We start from the raw sequence: 14,214 nt of genomic DNA, 5'->3' as shown, positions 1-14,214 counted from the left end.
TGCTCTTTTATAATAGATTCAGAAGTTTGTTGAGTATACGGCAACAACTGCTCTTTTTAACGGTGATATGTACGTAAAATAGCCGCAGGTTTATACGTAATTCTGCCGGGAGTTTAAACAGAAATAAAGGTATGCGTATGGCTTTATAGGTTACCCACGACAATTGCCGGTGGGCTCGGACACCAGCAAAGCTACTACATGCGGTATGAATAAAGCACTCCTGATCTTAATATTAACGGCATGGGTGGGTGTCCTGGTGGCTACTTATATCCACAAAAACTTCTATCATAAAAACATGACCGCTAAAGAGCTGCTACCGGTAAACAAAGACCGGCTTTACGCCGATGTAGAATTTCTGACCCAAGTTACACCGCCGCGCAATGCTTTTAACGTGGCTTCGCTAAACAAAAGCGCCGCCTATATTTACCAGCAGTTCGGGAAGATATCTGACCGGGTAATTTACCAAACCTTTAAAGTAGGGCCACAGGAATATAAAAATATTATTCTTTCGGTAGGCCCCGAAACCGGTGAGCGCATTGTGGTTGGGGCACATTACGATGTATGCGGCGATCAGCCCGGCGCCGATGATAATGCCAGCGGTGTGGCCGGCTTGTTGGAAATAGCACGGATGGTACACGAGCAAAAGCCGGACCTGCGATACCGGATCGATTTTGTGGCCTTTGCCCTGGAAGAACCCCCGTATTTTAAAACCGACGACATGGGCAGTGCGGTGCACGCAAAATCTTTAGCCGCTGCAGGCGTTAAACTAAGAGGGATGGTTTGCCTCGAAATGATTGGGTATTACTCCGAGAAAAAGAATTCGCAACGGTACCCGGCGGCTTTAAAAGCTATTTACCCCGATAAAGGTAATTTTATTTCGGTAGTAGGCAACATGGGGCAGGGCAATCTGGTAAAGCACCTGAAAAAATACATGCAGGCGGGCAGCCAAATCGACGTAGAATCTTTAACTGCGCCGGCCTCGGTACCAGGGGTAGATTTTTCGGACCACCTGAACTACTGGCGTTACAACTACCCGGCCGCCATGATAACCAATACCGCTTTTTTCCGCAACCCCCACTACCACCTCGAATCCGACACAATTGATACCCTGGATTTCTCTAAAATGGCCGAAGTGGTAAAAGGCGTTTATTGGGCAATTGTGCATTTATAAGGTTTTTATAAGAAGCGTATATAATATAAACTAAAGAGCATATTTGTGCGTAACTCTAAGTTAACATGCGTCGATAACAGATGCAGACCTCTTATGTACCTGTAAAAGAAAATATATGCAGAGTCACACTAAAGCAATTTATCAGAACCTCAAACGCAACGACTTCCTGACGGTTGCCCCCGGCGTTAGTTGTTTACAAATAGTAATGGTAAATGTTTATCTCATCAGCGACCCGGCCGATACGAACGGCAATTGGGTACTGGTAGATGCCGGCCTGGCTGGTTCGGCCAGCCGGATTAAACGGGCCGCCGAAAAATTGTACGGCAAAGGCACCAAACCCCGGGCAATTATCCTCACCCACGGCCATTTCGACCATATAGGGGCTTTGCGCCAGTTGCTGGAAGAATGGGATGTGCCGGTTTATGCTCATTTGCTCGAATTACCTTATTTAACGGGCCGCTCCGCTTATCCACCCCCGGACCCAACGGTAGGCGGCGGCGCCATGGCCTTTATGTCGCGGATTTATCCGAATAAACCAATCGACATCAGCCGGCACGTGCAAGCGCTGCCAAACGACGGCACCGTACCGCATTTGCCGGGCTGGACTTACCTGCACACGCCGGGCCACACGGCCGGGCATATATCTCTTTTTCGCGATAGCGATAGTGTGCTGGTAGCCGGCGATGCCTTTGTAACCGTGAAACAGGAGTCGATGCTGGCCGTGATGACCCAGAAACAGGAAGTGCACGGCCCGCCGGCTTATTACACACCTAACTGGGAGGCCGCCAAACGTTCGATTGAGCGGCTCTTACTGCTGCGGCCCAAGGTGGCTGCAACCGGCCACGGCTTGCCCATGTACGGCGATGAATTATTAGACCAACTAGGCCTTTTATTCCGCGAGTTCGACCAACGGGCGTTGCCGCACCAGGGGCGCTACATCCATCAGGCCGCCGAAGCCGATGAGAGCGGAGTAATATCTTTACCGCCGCCGGTGCCCGACCCCGTTCCTAAAATAATGGTAGGTGTGGGATTGGTGGCGTTGGCCGGTATGGCCGTTTTAGCTATCCGTCGCCGCAATAATACCATCGATTTTATAGATAAGAGTTTTCTATCCGGTATTGCTAAATTCTAAGCATCCGCTCAAGATACTTAAAATAAAAAAGCCGGTTTACCCGGCTTTTTTATTTTAATCAGTACTGGGTAATCTATAAATACCCAAGGGGTGGTTGCGGTGCCGGCAGGTATTCAACGGTAGCTGTCTAGGTACTAGCCTGTCGGTTCTGCTAAAAACTACCAGTTAGTCATCGTAGCGGCGGCGGTTACGCCGTTCGCGGTCATAGCGGTCATCTTCGTCGGCCCAGCGGGGCCCGGATTCGTAGCCCCGGTTAAAGGGGCGGTTGTGCTGATTACGGTCACGATTCTGGTAATTATCATCATCGTCGCCGGTCATGCGGTTCCAGGTATTGCTGATGCTATCGCCTATCCGGTCAAAAAAACCGCGGTCCCGGTCCTGATCGTAGTGGCGGTCGGGGCGGTAATCTTTCCGGTAGCGGTTCCGGTCATTTTCATCCCGGTCGTTGCGGCCAATGCCGGGGGCTTCCCAGTTGCCACGGTTGCCGCTGGTATAACGGTAATCATCTTGCTTATAACCTTCGCGCTCGCCCCAGAACCGGGTACCGGCATGATCGCCTTCCGGCGGGTTGTTGTAGTAATTTTGGTTACGATCGCCGTAGGTGTTCTGGCTTCGGTAATTTTGATTGTCGTTCGTATTCCGGTTTTGGTTCCGGTTCCAGTCCTGGTTTTTATTATAATTCTGATTTCTGTCCTGGTACCGGTTCTGGTTTTGCCGGTTATCGCCGTAATTAATGCGGTTTGGATCGCGATAGGCGCTATCAGGGCGGGCACCGTAATGGGTCTGATTCGGTCCAAAACCTTCGTTGCGGTTATGGTAGCTCTGTCCACTCCGGTACTGGTCGGCCGGATTCTGATCGCCGCGATTGCGGTAAATATCTTTGCCTACCCGTTGGTTTTCTGGTAAGTTCCTGCGGTCGGGGTGTTGGTTTTGATCATCTTCGTCTGAATATCTTCTGTTATAATCCATAGTTGTATTTTGTTAAATAGGTTAAATATTTCTTCTAAAAAGATTGTCTTTTTTACGGGAATAACTTTAAGAGAGTTGATAAATAAACTGAACTAACCAGACACTCGGGAAATTAAAACCAAATCGAAAATTCTCCTGCCCACGTAACCGGCCTTTAATTTTTCCTGAAAGAAGAATATTTAAGAGCATCTGACAATAATGTTATTCTGGTGGGGCAGGGGAGAATGGTGGTTTAGTGTAACGGTTTGTAAAACAAATCGGTATAATTATTATAAGTGGCTTTCTTGCGAAAGGCTATTAGATTAATGTCATTTTGTCTTATTATTTGGCTTGTATCCGCAAAAACCAGCCGTTATTACATTGTGGTATAAGATTTGTTCTTAAAAAGGCATAAGAGCTAGAAGGGAAAAGACGATGTATATCATAAAAAATAAAAAAATATTAAAAAGCTTTGGTCAGCAGATTGACCAACTGAACACTTTAAGCGGGGGCGTGAGTATGGCCCAGTTTAAAGTTTCGAATAAACCGGATAAAATGGTGGTAACCGTGGTGGCCCCGTCTGTTAGTCCGGAACTGATACAGGTACAGGTAGAATACAACAAGCTAATGGTATATGCTACTTTACCGCAGAAAGATGAAAATGGTACCGACCAGGCCAACGTAAACTTTCCGTTGTTTGCCCAGGTAATCCAGATACCGTTTCACGTAGACGTAGAACAGATCTACGCGGTTTTTGAAAACGGCAAATTAAACATTAACTTACCTTTTGCCGAAGGCCGGTTAAACCACCGGAAAACTATTAGTATTGAGCGGTCATAAAAAGGCATTAAATAAAAATAGATAGAAGGGGCTATGATAAATGGCCCTTTTTTATTTACTTTATAAATAGGTAATCAAAAGTATTTGCCCGTTGGTACGTTGTTTTAGCCGGATTATCTGGCCGGCCCGGAACAAAAATATTTTTATAGGAGTTTTAAGAGCATGGTTAATTTAATATTTCCTCCCAAATACATGGCCGTGTATGCGCAGTGCATCGACGACTCGTTGCCGGCCTTTGAGCCCCAGGAATGGATTCAGGAAGGGCGCATCTATCAGGTAAAGCATTATACCGAAGCTTTAAATAATAGCGAAGGCTTTGCCGTTACTATCCTGGACGCCGACGGCGAAGAGATTCATCCGTCGCCTTCACACTGGAGCTTTGCCTCCGACCGTTTCGAAATTTTTAGCATCTGTTTGAATTAAATTCTCGTAGGTGCAAGCATCATTTTTATTTTAGAGCAGGGAGAAATGCTGGCACAGGAAGAATTTAAAGTTTTAACCACCCCCGAACAAGTAGCTGTTTTGCAAAATCATGGCAATTATATTCATTACCGGTATAAGGGCTGGTGCAAGATAGAGCTTTACTGGTTCTATAAATTTTACGTCGAAGTCTGGTATCTGCATAACGACCACACTGTGGGGCTGATTCGGGTGCTCTCCGGCAAACCATCGCTGGAACCCTACCTCGATACCATTCAGTTAAAAGAGGTTTGAGTGTAAGGTGCGTCAGTTTACCTCAGCCCTGAAAGGGCAAAATCCTATATCTGGTATTAATTATTACGCCTTTCAGGGCTTTTGTGGAGTATTTCGATGGGCTGCACCTATCGCTGAGATATTGCGTCCCTTCGGGACTTTCAAATATTTTTAGGCGAGGGTCTGGGAAATTCTTATGTGAATAAGAAATTAGGAAATTCAGGTTATTGATGGATAGTTGTGGGGTAAAGAAATAAGATTTTATGGTGCTTTGCCTGTTATAACCAACTAAAAAATTAGCTTATAAAAGATAATAATAAAGAAAGGCTGCTTCGGTTAGAGGCAGCCTTTCTTTATTCAGGTTAATATATTTTTATTAAACCATTTCCTGTTGTATGCGATCCAATAAGGCTTTGGTAGCCCGGATTCCTTCTTCCTCACCCAGGCGCGAACCTTCGTATTCGATGCCCACAATGCCTTTCCAGCCGGCAGCTTTTATCATTTTAAACATGCGCTGGTAATCGGTGCCGGTTTCGTTGCCGCTGGCGTCAAAATCGTGCGACTTGGCACTGATACCTTTGGCGTAAGGCAATAATTCCTGCACGCCTTTGTACCGGTCGTAGTTTTCGGTGGCGCTAATTTTAAAATTACCAAAGTCGGGCAACGTACCGCAATATTTGTTATTAACGCCTTTCATTACGCCGGCCAGCCAGGCACCATTAGAAGAATAACCGCCGTGGTTTTCTACAATTACATTAATCTTGTTTTTTTGGCCGTATTCCGATAGCTTACCCAGGCCCTCAATGGCAGCTTTCTGCACTTCTTCGGCGGTGCCGCGGCCCGCCGCGTTTACCCGAATGGTTTTACAGCCCAAATATTTTGCCGCATCTATCCACTTGTAATGGTTTTCTACCGCCTGCATCCGTTTGGCCGCATCGGTGTCACCTAAATTGCCTTCGCCGTCAACCATTATTAGGTGGTTGGTAATGCCGTTGTCATCGGTGCGCTTTTTTAGTTCTTTCAGGTAGTTCGGGTCTTTTTCCTGTTTCTTAAAAAAAGGACTCACGTACTCCACAATGGTAATCCCAAAATCATTTTTGGCTTTCAGCGGAAAATCGAGGTTATCGAGCTTGCCGGCAAACAGCGTTTTGTGCAGCGACCACTCGGCCAGCGAAATCTGGAAGAAAGGTTTTTTAGCCAGGGTGCTGGCTTCGGCTAAACCGGCTGCTTCGGCTTGGCCCAGCGAAAAACCGGGTATTGAAGAAAGAAAGCTGTAACTGGCGGCAGCCAGCCCCAAATTTTTTAAAAAATCACGTCGGTTGGAGTGCATAAAATTTATAATATATTGAACTAATAAGGTAATGTTTAGAGTTGGGTAGGAGAATGCCCTTTTAAAAATATTCAATAAAAGCCTGAATGTTACAGTTTTGTCGCCTATAAACCCTACTTTATTTCAAATATAATAAAACTGAAATAGAAACCGGTTAACATTTTGTGTTTTTTACAATATTTATTTAATTTCGGATTTAATTGGCGTAAAATCAGTAGTAAGCTTTTAAATAAAATAATGGTAAATAACGGGTGGCAAAGTAAAGGTAAAAAAGGAATTGTAGCAATAATCGGGCTTTTTATGCTGGTAGCCGCCCAGGTTAAAGACCCTTCTAAAACCGATACCCCTGGTTTTGAAAAGTACACCGAACAAATACCCGGTACCAAAGTTTCTTTCGGGATGGTGCCTATTGCCGGCGGCGAATTTCTGATGGGCAGCCCGGCCTCCGAAGCCAAACGCAAACCTGACGAAGGTCCGCAACATAAAGTAAAGATTGAGCCTTTCTGGATGGGCACCCACGAAGTTACCTGGGACGAATTTGAAATATTTGTGTACCGCGAACTTGAAAAGCAATCGATGAGTGCTTCGTCGGCCACCGGTAAAACCGGTTCCGATGCCGTTTCACGTCCCAGTCCGCCTTACCTCGATATGACCTTTGGCATGGGTAAAAATGGTTTCCCGGCCATCAACATGACCCAGTTTGCTGCCTTAACTTATTGCAAGTGGCTTACCGCTAAAACTGGCCATTTTTACCGCCTGCCCACCGAAGCCGAATGGGAATATGCCTGCCGCGCCGGTTCTACCACGGCTTTTGCTTTCGGCGATGACGCGAGTAAAATAGATGAATACGGCTGGCACTACAACAATAGCCAGGCCGGTACCAAAAAAGTAGGTAGCAAAAAGCCAAATGCCTGGGGCCTCTACGATATGCACGGTAACGTAGCCGAGTGGACCATGGACCAGTACGACCCTAATTATTACGCCCAGTTTGCCAAAGGTACGGCTACCAATTCGTGGCTGAAACCTACCAAACTGTACCCCCACAGCTTACGTGGTGGCTCCTGGGACGATGATCCTGACGCTTTGCGCAGTGCGGCCCGCCAATTTTCGAAGCCTGTTTGGAAGCAACGCGACCCACAAATGCCGAAAAGCCAATGGTGGTTTACCGATGCCCCGTTTATCGGGTTCCGGGTAGTACGGCCTTTGAAACAACCATCACCAGAGGAAATAGCCAAATACTGGTCGGAGCCAATTAAAGATATTTAAAATATTCACCACCATAAATTTCATTATTACCCAAACTAAAAGAGCATGAGCGAGAAAGAATACAACGAAAAAGCACTAGCCAGCGGTGGCTTCTCCCGCCGGGATTTTGTAAAAGGATCAGCTGCCCTGTTGGGTGGGGCCCTGGTTAGCCAGATACCTTTTAGCAGCGCCAGCGCCGGCGCTTACATTGCCGGTAGCGATACCCTGAAAGTAGCCGTTATTGGTTGCGGTGGCCGTGGTACCGGTGCTGCCATTCAGGCCCTGAGCACCAAAGGCAATGTAAAGCTAGTAGCCATGGCCGATGCCTTCCGCGACCGCCTCGACGACAGCTATACCAATATTCAGAAGAAATTTGAAGGCGACAAAAAGCGGGTAGATGTACCTGAAAAAAACAAGTTTGTCGGTTTCGATGGTTATAAAAAAGCGATTGCCTTAGCCGATGTAGTTATTCTGGCTACACCGCCGGGTTTCCGCCCGATTCATTTTGAAGAAGCGGTAAAAGCCGGCAAGCACGTATTTATGGAAAAACCGGTAGCTACCGATGCGCCCGGTGTCCGCCGGGTTCTGGCGGCAGCTGAAGAAGCCAAAAAGAAAAACCTGAAAGTGGTTATGGGTTTACAGCGCCGCTACCAGAATGCTTACCTCGAAACCATCAAACGTATTAACGATGGTATGATTGGCGATGTATTGGGAGCCCAAGCTTACTGGCATAATGCCGGGGTGTGGGTACGTCCGCGGCAGGCTGGCCAAACCGAAATGGAATACCAGATGCGTAACTGGTATTACTTTAACTGGCTGTGCGGCGACCATATCAACGAGCAGCACATTCATAACATCGACGTGGTAAACTGGGTGAAAAACGGTTATCCGGTGAGTGCCCAGGGCATGGGTGGCCGCCAGGTGCGCAACGGCATCGACCACGGCGAAATTTACGACCACCACTACGTAGAATATACCTACGCCGACGGTTCTATCTTGAACAGCCAGTGCCGTCATATACCCAATACCATGAACCGGGTAGAAGAAACTTTCTCCGGCTCCAAAGGCCGGGTTACCCTGTCCGGCGACGGCAAAGGTATTATCACTGACCTGACTGGTAAAGTCCTTTACAATCACCGCGGCAAAGACGATCCGAATCCGTACCAGACCGAGCACGACATTTTATTTGCCGCTATTCGGGAAAATAAACCTTACAACAACGCCGAAATTGCAGCTAAGAGTACCATGACGGCTATCATGGGCCGCATGGCAACTTATTCGGGCCAGGTGATTAATTGGGAAGAGGCGCTGAATTCTGAAATCAGCATTATGCCAAAAACTTTTGCCTTTGATGCCGAAACGCCAACGAAGCCCGACGCTAACGGCCGGTACCCGATTCCAACGCCTGGTGTTACAAAAGTAGTTTAAATTAGTATAGATATTAAAAATAGCACTTCTGGATAAACTTGAAGTGCTATTTTTAATATAAAAAAGTAAGGTTTAGATCTTTTGAAAGATTGCATCTTTCAAGGTATAGGTGCTAACTGGTAGTTACTTACTAAGTTAGCTCCAGGCCGCGCGGCCCCGTTTGGTCATTCGGGCTGCTCATCTTTCCTTTCCTCCTCCGTCGGAATGCTGCGCACCGGAAATCTGAAAGGCCCTCATTGCCCAAACTGATGTAGTTTCCCTATAGTTGTCGCCTTTACAAACTATTCCTTTACTATTTTGCTGGACTTCCTAATATTTTCCTGTGGGTAATTAAGACGAACGGCCAAAAGCCTGTGAGAAACTATCATTAGCGGCACGCCAGCCATAGCAATTAATTAAGTGCACAGTTGTTTCTATTTTTTTATAAGTTAGTGCACAATCAGGCGGGATTAACCGCCAGCTTGGATTGGTAAGTAGCGGGCTTGGTTTTTACTGCCAATAACGTAAAGACAGCGGCCAGCAACAACGAACCAGCCATGAAAATATAGGAAGCACCGAAGCCACCAGTATAACCATTTAAATACCCCACCAGATACGACCCGGCAAATGAGCCCAGGGCACCCATACTGTTAATTAAAGCCATGGCTCCGCCGGCCACATTGCGCGGTAATATTTCCGGAATAATGGCGAAGAACGGACCGTATGGCGCGTACATGGCGCCACCCGCCAGGGTAAGCAGCCCAAACGATAACCAGAAATTACTCGTGCCCAGTACGTAAGAACCATAAAAGGCCAGTGACCCAATTAACAGAAACGGCCACACAAAGACTTTCCGATTCAGGGTTTTATCCGAGAAATAAGAAGCTCCCAACATACCAACAATAGCCAGCAGGTAAGGCACCGAAGACAGCCAGCCGGTTTCTATCATGCTCATGTTCGGCGCTGCTTTAATGATAGAAGGCAGCCACATTACAAAACCATATACGCCAATGCTCCAGAAAGCGTACTGCAAACTAAGTAATATTACGGTCCGGGAGCGGAAAGCTTCGGTATAATTTTTTACTGGTTTCAAGCTTTGTTGCTCGGCGTGCAGTTGGTCGGCTAAAGCTTGCTTTTCAGGCTCGGTTAACCAGGTAGCAGCGGCGGGTTTATCTTCTACCAATCGCCACCAGAAAAAAGCCCATATAATAGCTGGTAATCCTTCCAGAATAAACATCCAGCGCCAACCCATCGTTTCTACTAAATAACCCGACAAAATAGACATCCAGAGTACCGTGGCCGGATTGCCCAAAATTAAGAAAGTATTCGCCCGCGAGCGTTCGGCTTTGGTAAACCAGTTGCTGAGCAGGATAAGCATGGCCGGCATAACGGCACTCTCTGCTACACCCAGCATAAACCGGATAATTATCAGGAGATTTACGTTACTAATCAGGCCGGTAGCCGTGGCTAAACCACCCCACATAATCAAAGACCAGAAAATTAAACGTTTGGCGCTGTTATGGGCGGCATAATGGGCTCCCGGAATCTGGAAAAAGAAATAACCCAGAAAAAACAAAGAGCCTAAGAGCGAAGACATGGCCGGGGTAATTCCCAGGTCGGCGGCCATGCCACTGGCGGCACCAAAGCCAAAGTTAGCCCTAGCCAGGTAAGCCAGGCTGTAGGTGATAAAGGCTAACGGTATTAGGCGGTACCAACGCGCTTTGGCAATTAATTTTTCCATACTGGCAAATGGTTCTTATACTGGTTTTACAAGTTTTTAATCTTTCCCGTACCAGCCCCTTTGATAAGCAATTTGCCAGTCTCCCCGAGAAATTAAATATAAAGCATAGCGTTTATTTAAACAGAAAATTTTTAATCCGGATGAAGTTTTTGTGGTCTGATTAAACGGCCTTTTATTTTAGAATGGCGGTGCCAAGGAGATTTAAAGCCATTGTTATTCTGAAAATAAATTGTTTCTGTGAATTAGGCCCTTATAGTTGGTGCTATGCCGTAGAATTCGCAAAATGCTATTAGAATCTTATGCTTGAATTAGGAAAACAGGTAATAAACCAATTCTGTTATTTGCTTGTAACGCCCTCTAAGCAGAAGATTCCTTCGGAATGACAGGACGGAAGTATGTAGATATAAAAAGATAGGGCTTTCGCAAAATTATTGAATGTCCCCCTTTGGAGGGGGTAGGGGGAGGATTTTCAAGGTTAAAAAACTACTGTGCAAAAGCTCACAAAAGATATATTAAATATTAGGCCATCAGCGCATAGCCGTCAGGCTAAGGAATATTTGTGATTTTTATCTTCCACTCGAACCAGCTTTTAGCAAGTGGGTGCCGATTAAGGAAGTTTCGGACAGCCTGCCAGTTAAAAACTGACTCTTATCTATAGGTCCAAGTTACACTTCGTTAATACAGAACCAGATAATGCAGCAAGGTGAGTTTTTCCGGATTCTTATCTTATTAACTGATGTTACGCAAAACGAAGGTCAGGTTGAAAGAAACTCATGAAGGGGTAAATTATTGTCATGCAGGCGGAAACTTGTTCGTGACCTGCTAACAAGTTTCCGCCCGGAATCCTTGGATTCCCAGAATAACAACTCTGGATTAGATATTACCGCTTAACTTAAATTTGCGTAATAGCAGTTACCAATCAGAAGCCTATATGATATCTGAATCAAATATTAATTTCTAATATCTCTTGCCAATGCGTAGTGTAACGGGGACTGCGGCGCGTAACGATCATTTTCCAATCTTTTTCAATACCGGCTGCAGCGTAACCTACTGCATTTATGGCCCACTCGTTCTTGCTCATTTTGGTGTTCAGTTTGTCCAGGGCCTGCATTAGTTTCTGGCTTTTACTTCGGTCGGTGGTATGGAATAAATCGGTTTGTACTTGGTGTTCCGGTATAATCTCCGACAAAATAACGCCGGCTTTTTTATAGGAATAGCCCGGTTGGTAAATTTGTTGCAGGCCTTGCAGGGCATACCGAATCAGCTCGCCGGTATCGGCGGAAGCAAGGGGTAACGAAACCGTGGTGGCCCGGTGGTATTGAGGCGCTTGTACCGAAAACTTATTCGTCCGGATAAAAACTGTAATGGCTTTGGCAGCGCTGCGTTGTCGCCGTAATTTTTCGGCGGCACGGGAGGTGTAGGTAGCTACGGCCTCCTGCAGGTCGTTGAGGGTGGTAATGTACTGCGAGAAAGAACGGGTGCAGGCGATATTTTTACGTACGTGTTCTTCCTTAAAACTTAGTTCCTGACAGGGTTGACCTAATAATTCCTGCCGCAATCGCACGCCTACCACGCCGCCCAGGTGTTTGTACACCCAGCCCGAGCTGCGATCTACGAGGTCGGCGACGGTATAAACCTGGTGCTGGTGCAGTTTGGCGGCATAGCGGCGGCCTACGCCCCAGATGTTTTCTACCGCCAGATGGCGGCGGGCAGCGGCCTGTTTGGCGGGTGTATCGAGCAGCATAGTACCGTTGTAAGCGGGGTTTTTCTTGGCCAGGTGATTCGCGGCTTTAGCCAGGGTTTTGGTAGGAGCAATGCCTACGCATACCGGCAAGCCCAAATATTGGTAAATAATTTCCCGGATGGTCGCAGCGCATTTTTCCAGATTAGCCGCTGGCACATGCGATAAATCAACAAAGGCTTCGTCGATAGAATAAACCTCTACGGCTCCAAATTTTTTTAGGGTTTGCATCACGCGCTGCGACATATCGCCGTAGAGCATAAAGTTAGACGAAAATACCCGCACGCCTGCCTGTTCGATAATGGGCCGCGCCTTAAATAAAGGTTCTCCCATTTTTATGCCTAAATCTTTGGCTTCCTGGGAGCGCGAAATAATGCAGCCATCGTTATTCGACAGCACCACCACGGGTGTGTTTTTTAGCCCAGGTTGAAATACACGCTCGCACGATACAAAAAAGTTGTTGCAATCAATCAGCGCCAGCATAAAACTTATACTTTATGCAGTACATGAATAACCACGCCCCACACTGTAAAGCCCATGTCGGGTAATATTTCCAGGGGTTCGTAGTGTTCATTTTCGGGCCGCAGAAAAACTTTTTTACCCGCATAGTGCAGCCGTTTTACAGTAAACTCACCGTGTACCACTGCCAGCACAATATTGCCGTGTACAGCTTTCAACGACTTATCTACCACAATAATATCGCCTTCGTAAATGCCGGCGTTTTGCATCGAGTCGCCGCTTACTTTTACAAAAAAGGTAGAGGACGGGCGTTTTACGATAAACTCATTTAAATCTAAGGTGCGTTCGGTAAAGTCGGCGGCCGGCGAAGGAAAGCCGGCCGGTACATTGTGCTCGTACAATTTTACCCGCACCTGGCTGGGCTGACCAATAGGGGAATAAGTAGCTAGTAGTTGCATTCGGGTTTAGCATTAGAGATATTTATGCTAAATATACTGGCTAATTTTAAATATAGTTTATTTATATGCTAAATATTTTAGTAAATATATTCAAGTGATTACCCGGTGAAGTTTTTCTTACCACAAAGCTGAACAATATTTAAGGATAACTGGATTTAACATGGCAACCCTCAAAATGGCGGATTAAAGCCTAATTCAAAATTTGAGAAAATCTTTTGATGATTCGCAATTCGCGCAAGTGCATTTAAGGATACTAAAATATTACCCGAAGGCTTACAATCCGAATTACCTTCCTCCCATGAATTAGAAAATAACTTAAACAACCTGCAAAGGTAAAGCCGCTGGTTAAATTGAGGCATACACGGCGAGGCCTTCCGGTTTATTGCCTTTCTTCTTCACGTAATCAATTAATTTTCTCCGGAGCGCTGCTTAAATAAAAACGGGTTAGTTGCCTGGTAATTGCAATTGTATTTTTTGGATGCCCGATGGCTTATTTTGCAGATTATGCGTAGTAGGTTTATAACCTTTAAAGAAATGAAAAAACTATTTTTTGCCTTAATTGCAGGCCTGTTTACTTTATTAAGTAACCATGCTATTGCCCAAACCACCGAGACCACCCCGGCGCAGACTGCGCCCGTGCAGACTTCTGACCCCCGACAGGATAAAGAACGCTTATCCGATGCCAAAAGAAGCGCCCGGGAAGCCAAGCGCGAAGCCCGGAGAACCGAAGAACTGGATGATGCCGCCGAGAAAGTAGCCAAACAAACCAAAAAAGCAGCCAAAACCGAAGCCCGGGCCCAGCGTGCCCGCAAGAAAGCCGATAAAGCCGCCCGCAAAGCCGCTGATAATTAATAATTACGAATTTTCTGGCTTGTAAAAGCAAAACGGCATCTTAGTTAAGATGCCGTTTTGCTTTGGGTTTTAAATCATTAAAAGCTTTCGCCAGGTTGCTGTTTACGCTTTAAATCCTCCCCCTGCCCCCTCCGAAGGGGGACTGTCCGATAATTTAGAGGGACTTTTAAATAACTTGGCGCAAGTTCTGTAATATT

The 14,214-nt window shown here is 46.3% G+C and carries 13 protein-coding genes; 8 read left to right on the top strand and 5 right to left on the bottom strand.

What is annotated here, in order from left to right; translation table 11 throughout:
- The first annotated feature begins 205 nt into the window (after positions 1-205).
- Positions 206-1,171, top strand: a complete 966-nt coding sequence (locus AAE02nite_RS19355) for a M28 family peptidase (protein ID WP_246151170.1) — start codon at positions 206-208, stop codon at positions 1,169-1,171.
- 115 nt (positions 1,172-1,286) lie between these two features.
- Positions 1,287-2,303 (top strand): MBL fold metallo-hydrolase, encoded by a 1,017-nt coding sequence (locus AAE02nite_RS19350; RefSeq protein ID WP_146901687.1) that lies wholly within the window; start codon positions 1,287-1,289, stop codon positions 2,301-2,303.
- Positions 2,304-2,468: 165 nt separating this feature from the next.
- Here AAE02nite_RS19350 and AAE02nite_RS19345 read toward each other — a convergent pair whose 3' ends face one another.
- Positions 2,469-3,272: a hypothetical protein gene (locus AAE02nite_RS19345; protein ID WP_146901684.1), complete on the bottom strand. Its 804-nt coding sequence runs from the start codon at positions 3,270-3,272 to the stop codon at positions 2,469-2,471.
- Between the two features lie 414 nt (positions 3,273-3,686).
- Between AAE02nite_RS19345 and AAE02nite_RS19340 the strand changes: the two genes are divergently transcribed.
- The 3 genes from AAE02nite_RS19340 to AAE02nite_RS19330 all read left to right on the top strand — a co-directional run bounded on the left by AAE02nite_RS19340 (position 3,687) and on the right by AAE02nite_RS19330 (position 4,805).
- Positions 3,687-4,091 (top strand): Hsp20/alpha crystallin family protein, encoded by a 405-nt coding sequence (locus tag AAE02nite_RS19340; protein ID WP_146901681.1) that lies wholly within the window; start codon positions 3,687-3,689, stop codon positions 4,089-4,091.
- A 162-nt stretch (positions 4,092-4,253) separates the two neighbouring features.
- Positions 4,254-4,514, top strand: coding sequence for a hypothetical protein (locus AAE02nite_RS19335; RefSeq protein ID WP_146901678.1), 261 nt, complete (start codon positions 4,254-4,256; stop codon positions 4,512-4,514).
- A 45-nt stretch (positions 4,515-4,559) separates the two neighbouring features.
- Entirely contained in the window at positions 4,560-4,805 is a 246-nt protein-coding gene (locus AAE02nite_RS19330) for a hypothetical protein (RefSeq protein ID WP_146901675.1), read from the top strand.
- A 355-nt stretch (positions 4,806-5,160) separates the two neighbouring features.
- Here AAE02nite_RS19330 and AAE02nite_RS19325 read toward each other — a convergent pair whose 3' ends face one another.
- On the bottom strand, positions 5,161-6,114 hold the full coding sequence (locus tag AAE02nite_RS19325; protein ID WP_146901672.1) for a sugar phosphate isomerase/epimerase family protein: 954 nt from the start codon (positions 6,112-6,114) through the stop codon (positions 5,161-5,163).
- 237 nt (positions 6,115-6,351) lie between these two features.
- On the opposite strand from AAE02nite_RS19325, the gene AAE02nite_RS19320 reads away from it, so the two are divergent.
- Positions 6,352-7,380, top strand: coding sequence for a formylglycine-generating enzyme family protein (locus tag AAE02nite_RS19320; RefSeq protein ID WP_246151166.1), 1,029 nt, complete (start codon positions 6,352-6,354; stop codon positions 7,378-7,380).
- 45 nt (positions 7,381-7,425) lie between these two features.
- Positions 7,426-8,787 (top strand): Gfo/Idh/MocA family protein, encoded by a 1,362-nt coding sequence (locus AAE02nite_RS19315; protein WP_146901670.1) that lies wholly within the window; start codon positions 7,426-7,428, stop codon positions 8,785-8,787.
- 439 nt (positions 8,788-9,226) lie between these two features.
- Here the strand turns inward: AAE02nite_RS19315 and AAE02nite_RS19310 are convergent, their stop codons facing one another.
- From AAE02nite_RS19310 to AAE02nite_RS19300, 3 genes are all read right to left on the bottom strand, one after another.
- On the bottom strand, positions 9,227-10,507 hold the full coding sequence (locus tag AAE02nite_RS19310) for an MFS transporter (RefSeq protein WP_146901667.1): 1,281 nt from the start codon (positions 10,505-10,507) through the stop codon (positions 9,227-9,229).
- Positions 10,508-11,450: 943 nt separating this feature from the next.
- Positions 11,451-12,731 carry a Y-family DNA polymerase gene (locus tag AAE02nite_RS19305; protein WP_246151164.1) on the bottom strand — a complete coding sequence of 427 codons (1,281 nt, stop codon included), beginning with the start codon at positions 12,729-12,731 and terminating at the stop codon, positions 11,451-11,453.
- 5 nt (positions 12,732-12,736) lie between these two features.
- Positions 12,737-13,165: a LexA family protein gene (locus AAE02nite_RS19300; RefSeq protein ID WP_146901661.1), complete on the bottom strand. Its 429-nt coding sequence runs from the start codon at positions 13,163-13,165 to the stop codon at positions 12,737-12,739.
- A 534-nt stretch (positions 13,166-13,699) separates the two neighbouring features.
- On the opposite strand from AAE02nite_RS19300, the gene AAE02nite_RS19295 reads away from it, so the two are divergent.
- Positions 13,700-14,017, top strand: a complete 318-nt coding sequence (locus AAE02nite_RS19295) for a hypothetical protein (RefSeq protein WP_146901658.1) — start codon at positions 13,700-13,702, stop codon at positions 14,015-14,017.
- Positions 14,018-14,214 lie beyond the last annotated feature (197 nt).

Origin of the sequence: Adhaeribacter aerolatus, from assembly GCF_007991635.1 — a bacterium.
GTDB lineage: Bacteria > Bacteroidota > Bacteroidia > Cytophagales > Hymenobacteraceae > Adhaeribacter > Adhaeribacter aerolatus.
This window is presented reverse-complemented; position numbering and strand designations above follow the sequence as displayed.

Excerpts from the sequence above, each read along its gene's own strand:
- AAE02nite_RS19315 (WP_146901670.1), top strand. The coding sequence starts at position 7,426 with ATGAGCGAGAAAGAATACAACGAAAAAGCACTAGCCAGCGGTGGCTTC.
- AAE02nite_RS19330 (WP_146901675.1), top strand. The coding sequence starts at position 4,560 with ATGCTGGCACAGGAAGAATTTAAAGTTTTAACCACCCCCGAACAAGTA.
- AAE02nite_RS19340 (WP_146901681.1), top strand. The coding sequence starts at position 3,687 with ATGTATATCATAAAAAATAAAAAAATATTAAAAAGCTTTGGTCAGCAG.
- AAE02nite_RS19300 (WP_146901661.1), bottom strand. The coding sequence starts at position 13,165 with ATGCAACTACTAGCTACTTATTCCCCTATTGGTCAGCCCAGCCAGGTG.
- AAE02nite_RS19325 (WP_146901672.1), bottom strand. The coding sequence starts at position 6,114 with ATGCACTCCAACCGACGTGATTTTTTAAAAAATTTGGGGCTGGCTGCC.
- AAE02nite_RS19350 (WP_146901687.1), top strand. The coding sequence starts at position 1,287 with ATGCAGAGTCACACTAAAGCAATTTATCAGAACCTCAAACGCAACGAC.
- AAE02nite_RS19295 (WP_146901658.1), top strand. The coding sequence starts at position 13,700 with ATGAAAAAACTATTTTTTGCCTTAATTGCAGGCCTGTTTACTTTATTA.
- AAE02nite_RS19355 (WP_246151170.1), top strand. The coding sequence starts at position 206 with ATGAATAAAGCACTCCTGATCTTAATATTAACGGCATGGGTGGGTGTC.
- AAE02nite_RS19335 (WP_146901678.1), top strand. The coding sequence starts at position 4,254 with ATGGTTAATTTAATATTTCCTCCCAAATACATGGCCGTGTATGCGCAG.
- AAE02nite_RS19345 (WP_146901684.1), bottom strand. The coding sequence starts at position 3,272 with ATGGATTATAACAGAAGATATTCAGACGAAGATGATCAAAACCAACAC.
- AAE02nite_RS19320 (WP_246151166.1), top strand. The coding sequence starts at position 6,352 with ATGGTAAATAACGGGTGGCAAAGTAAAGGTAAAAAAGGAATTGTAGCA.
- AAE02nite_RS19310 (WP_146901667.1), bottom strand. The coding sequence starts at position 10,507 with ATGGAAAAATTAATTGCCAAAGCGCGTTGGTACCGCCTAATACCGTTA.
- AAE02nite_RS19305 (WP_246151164.1), bottom strand. The coding sequence starts at position 12,731 with ATGCTGGCGCTGATTGATTGCAACAACTTTTTTGTATCGTGCGAGCGT.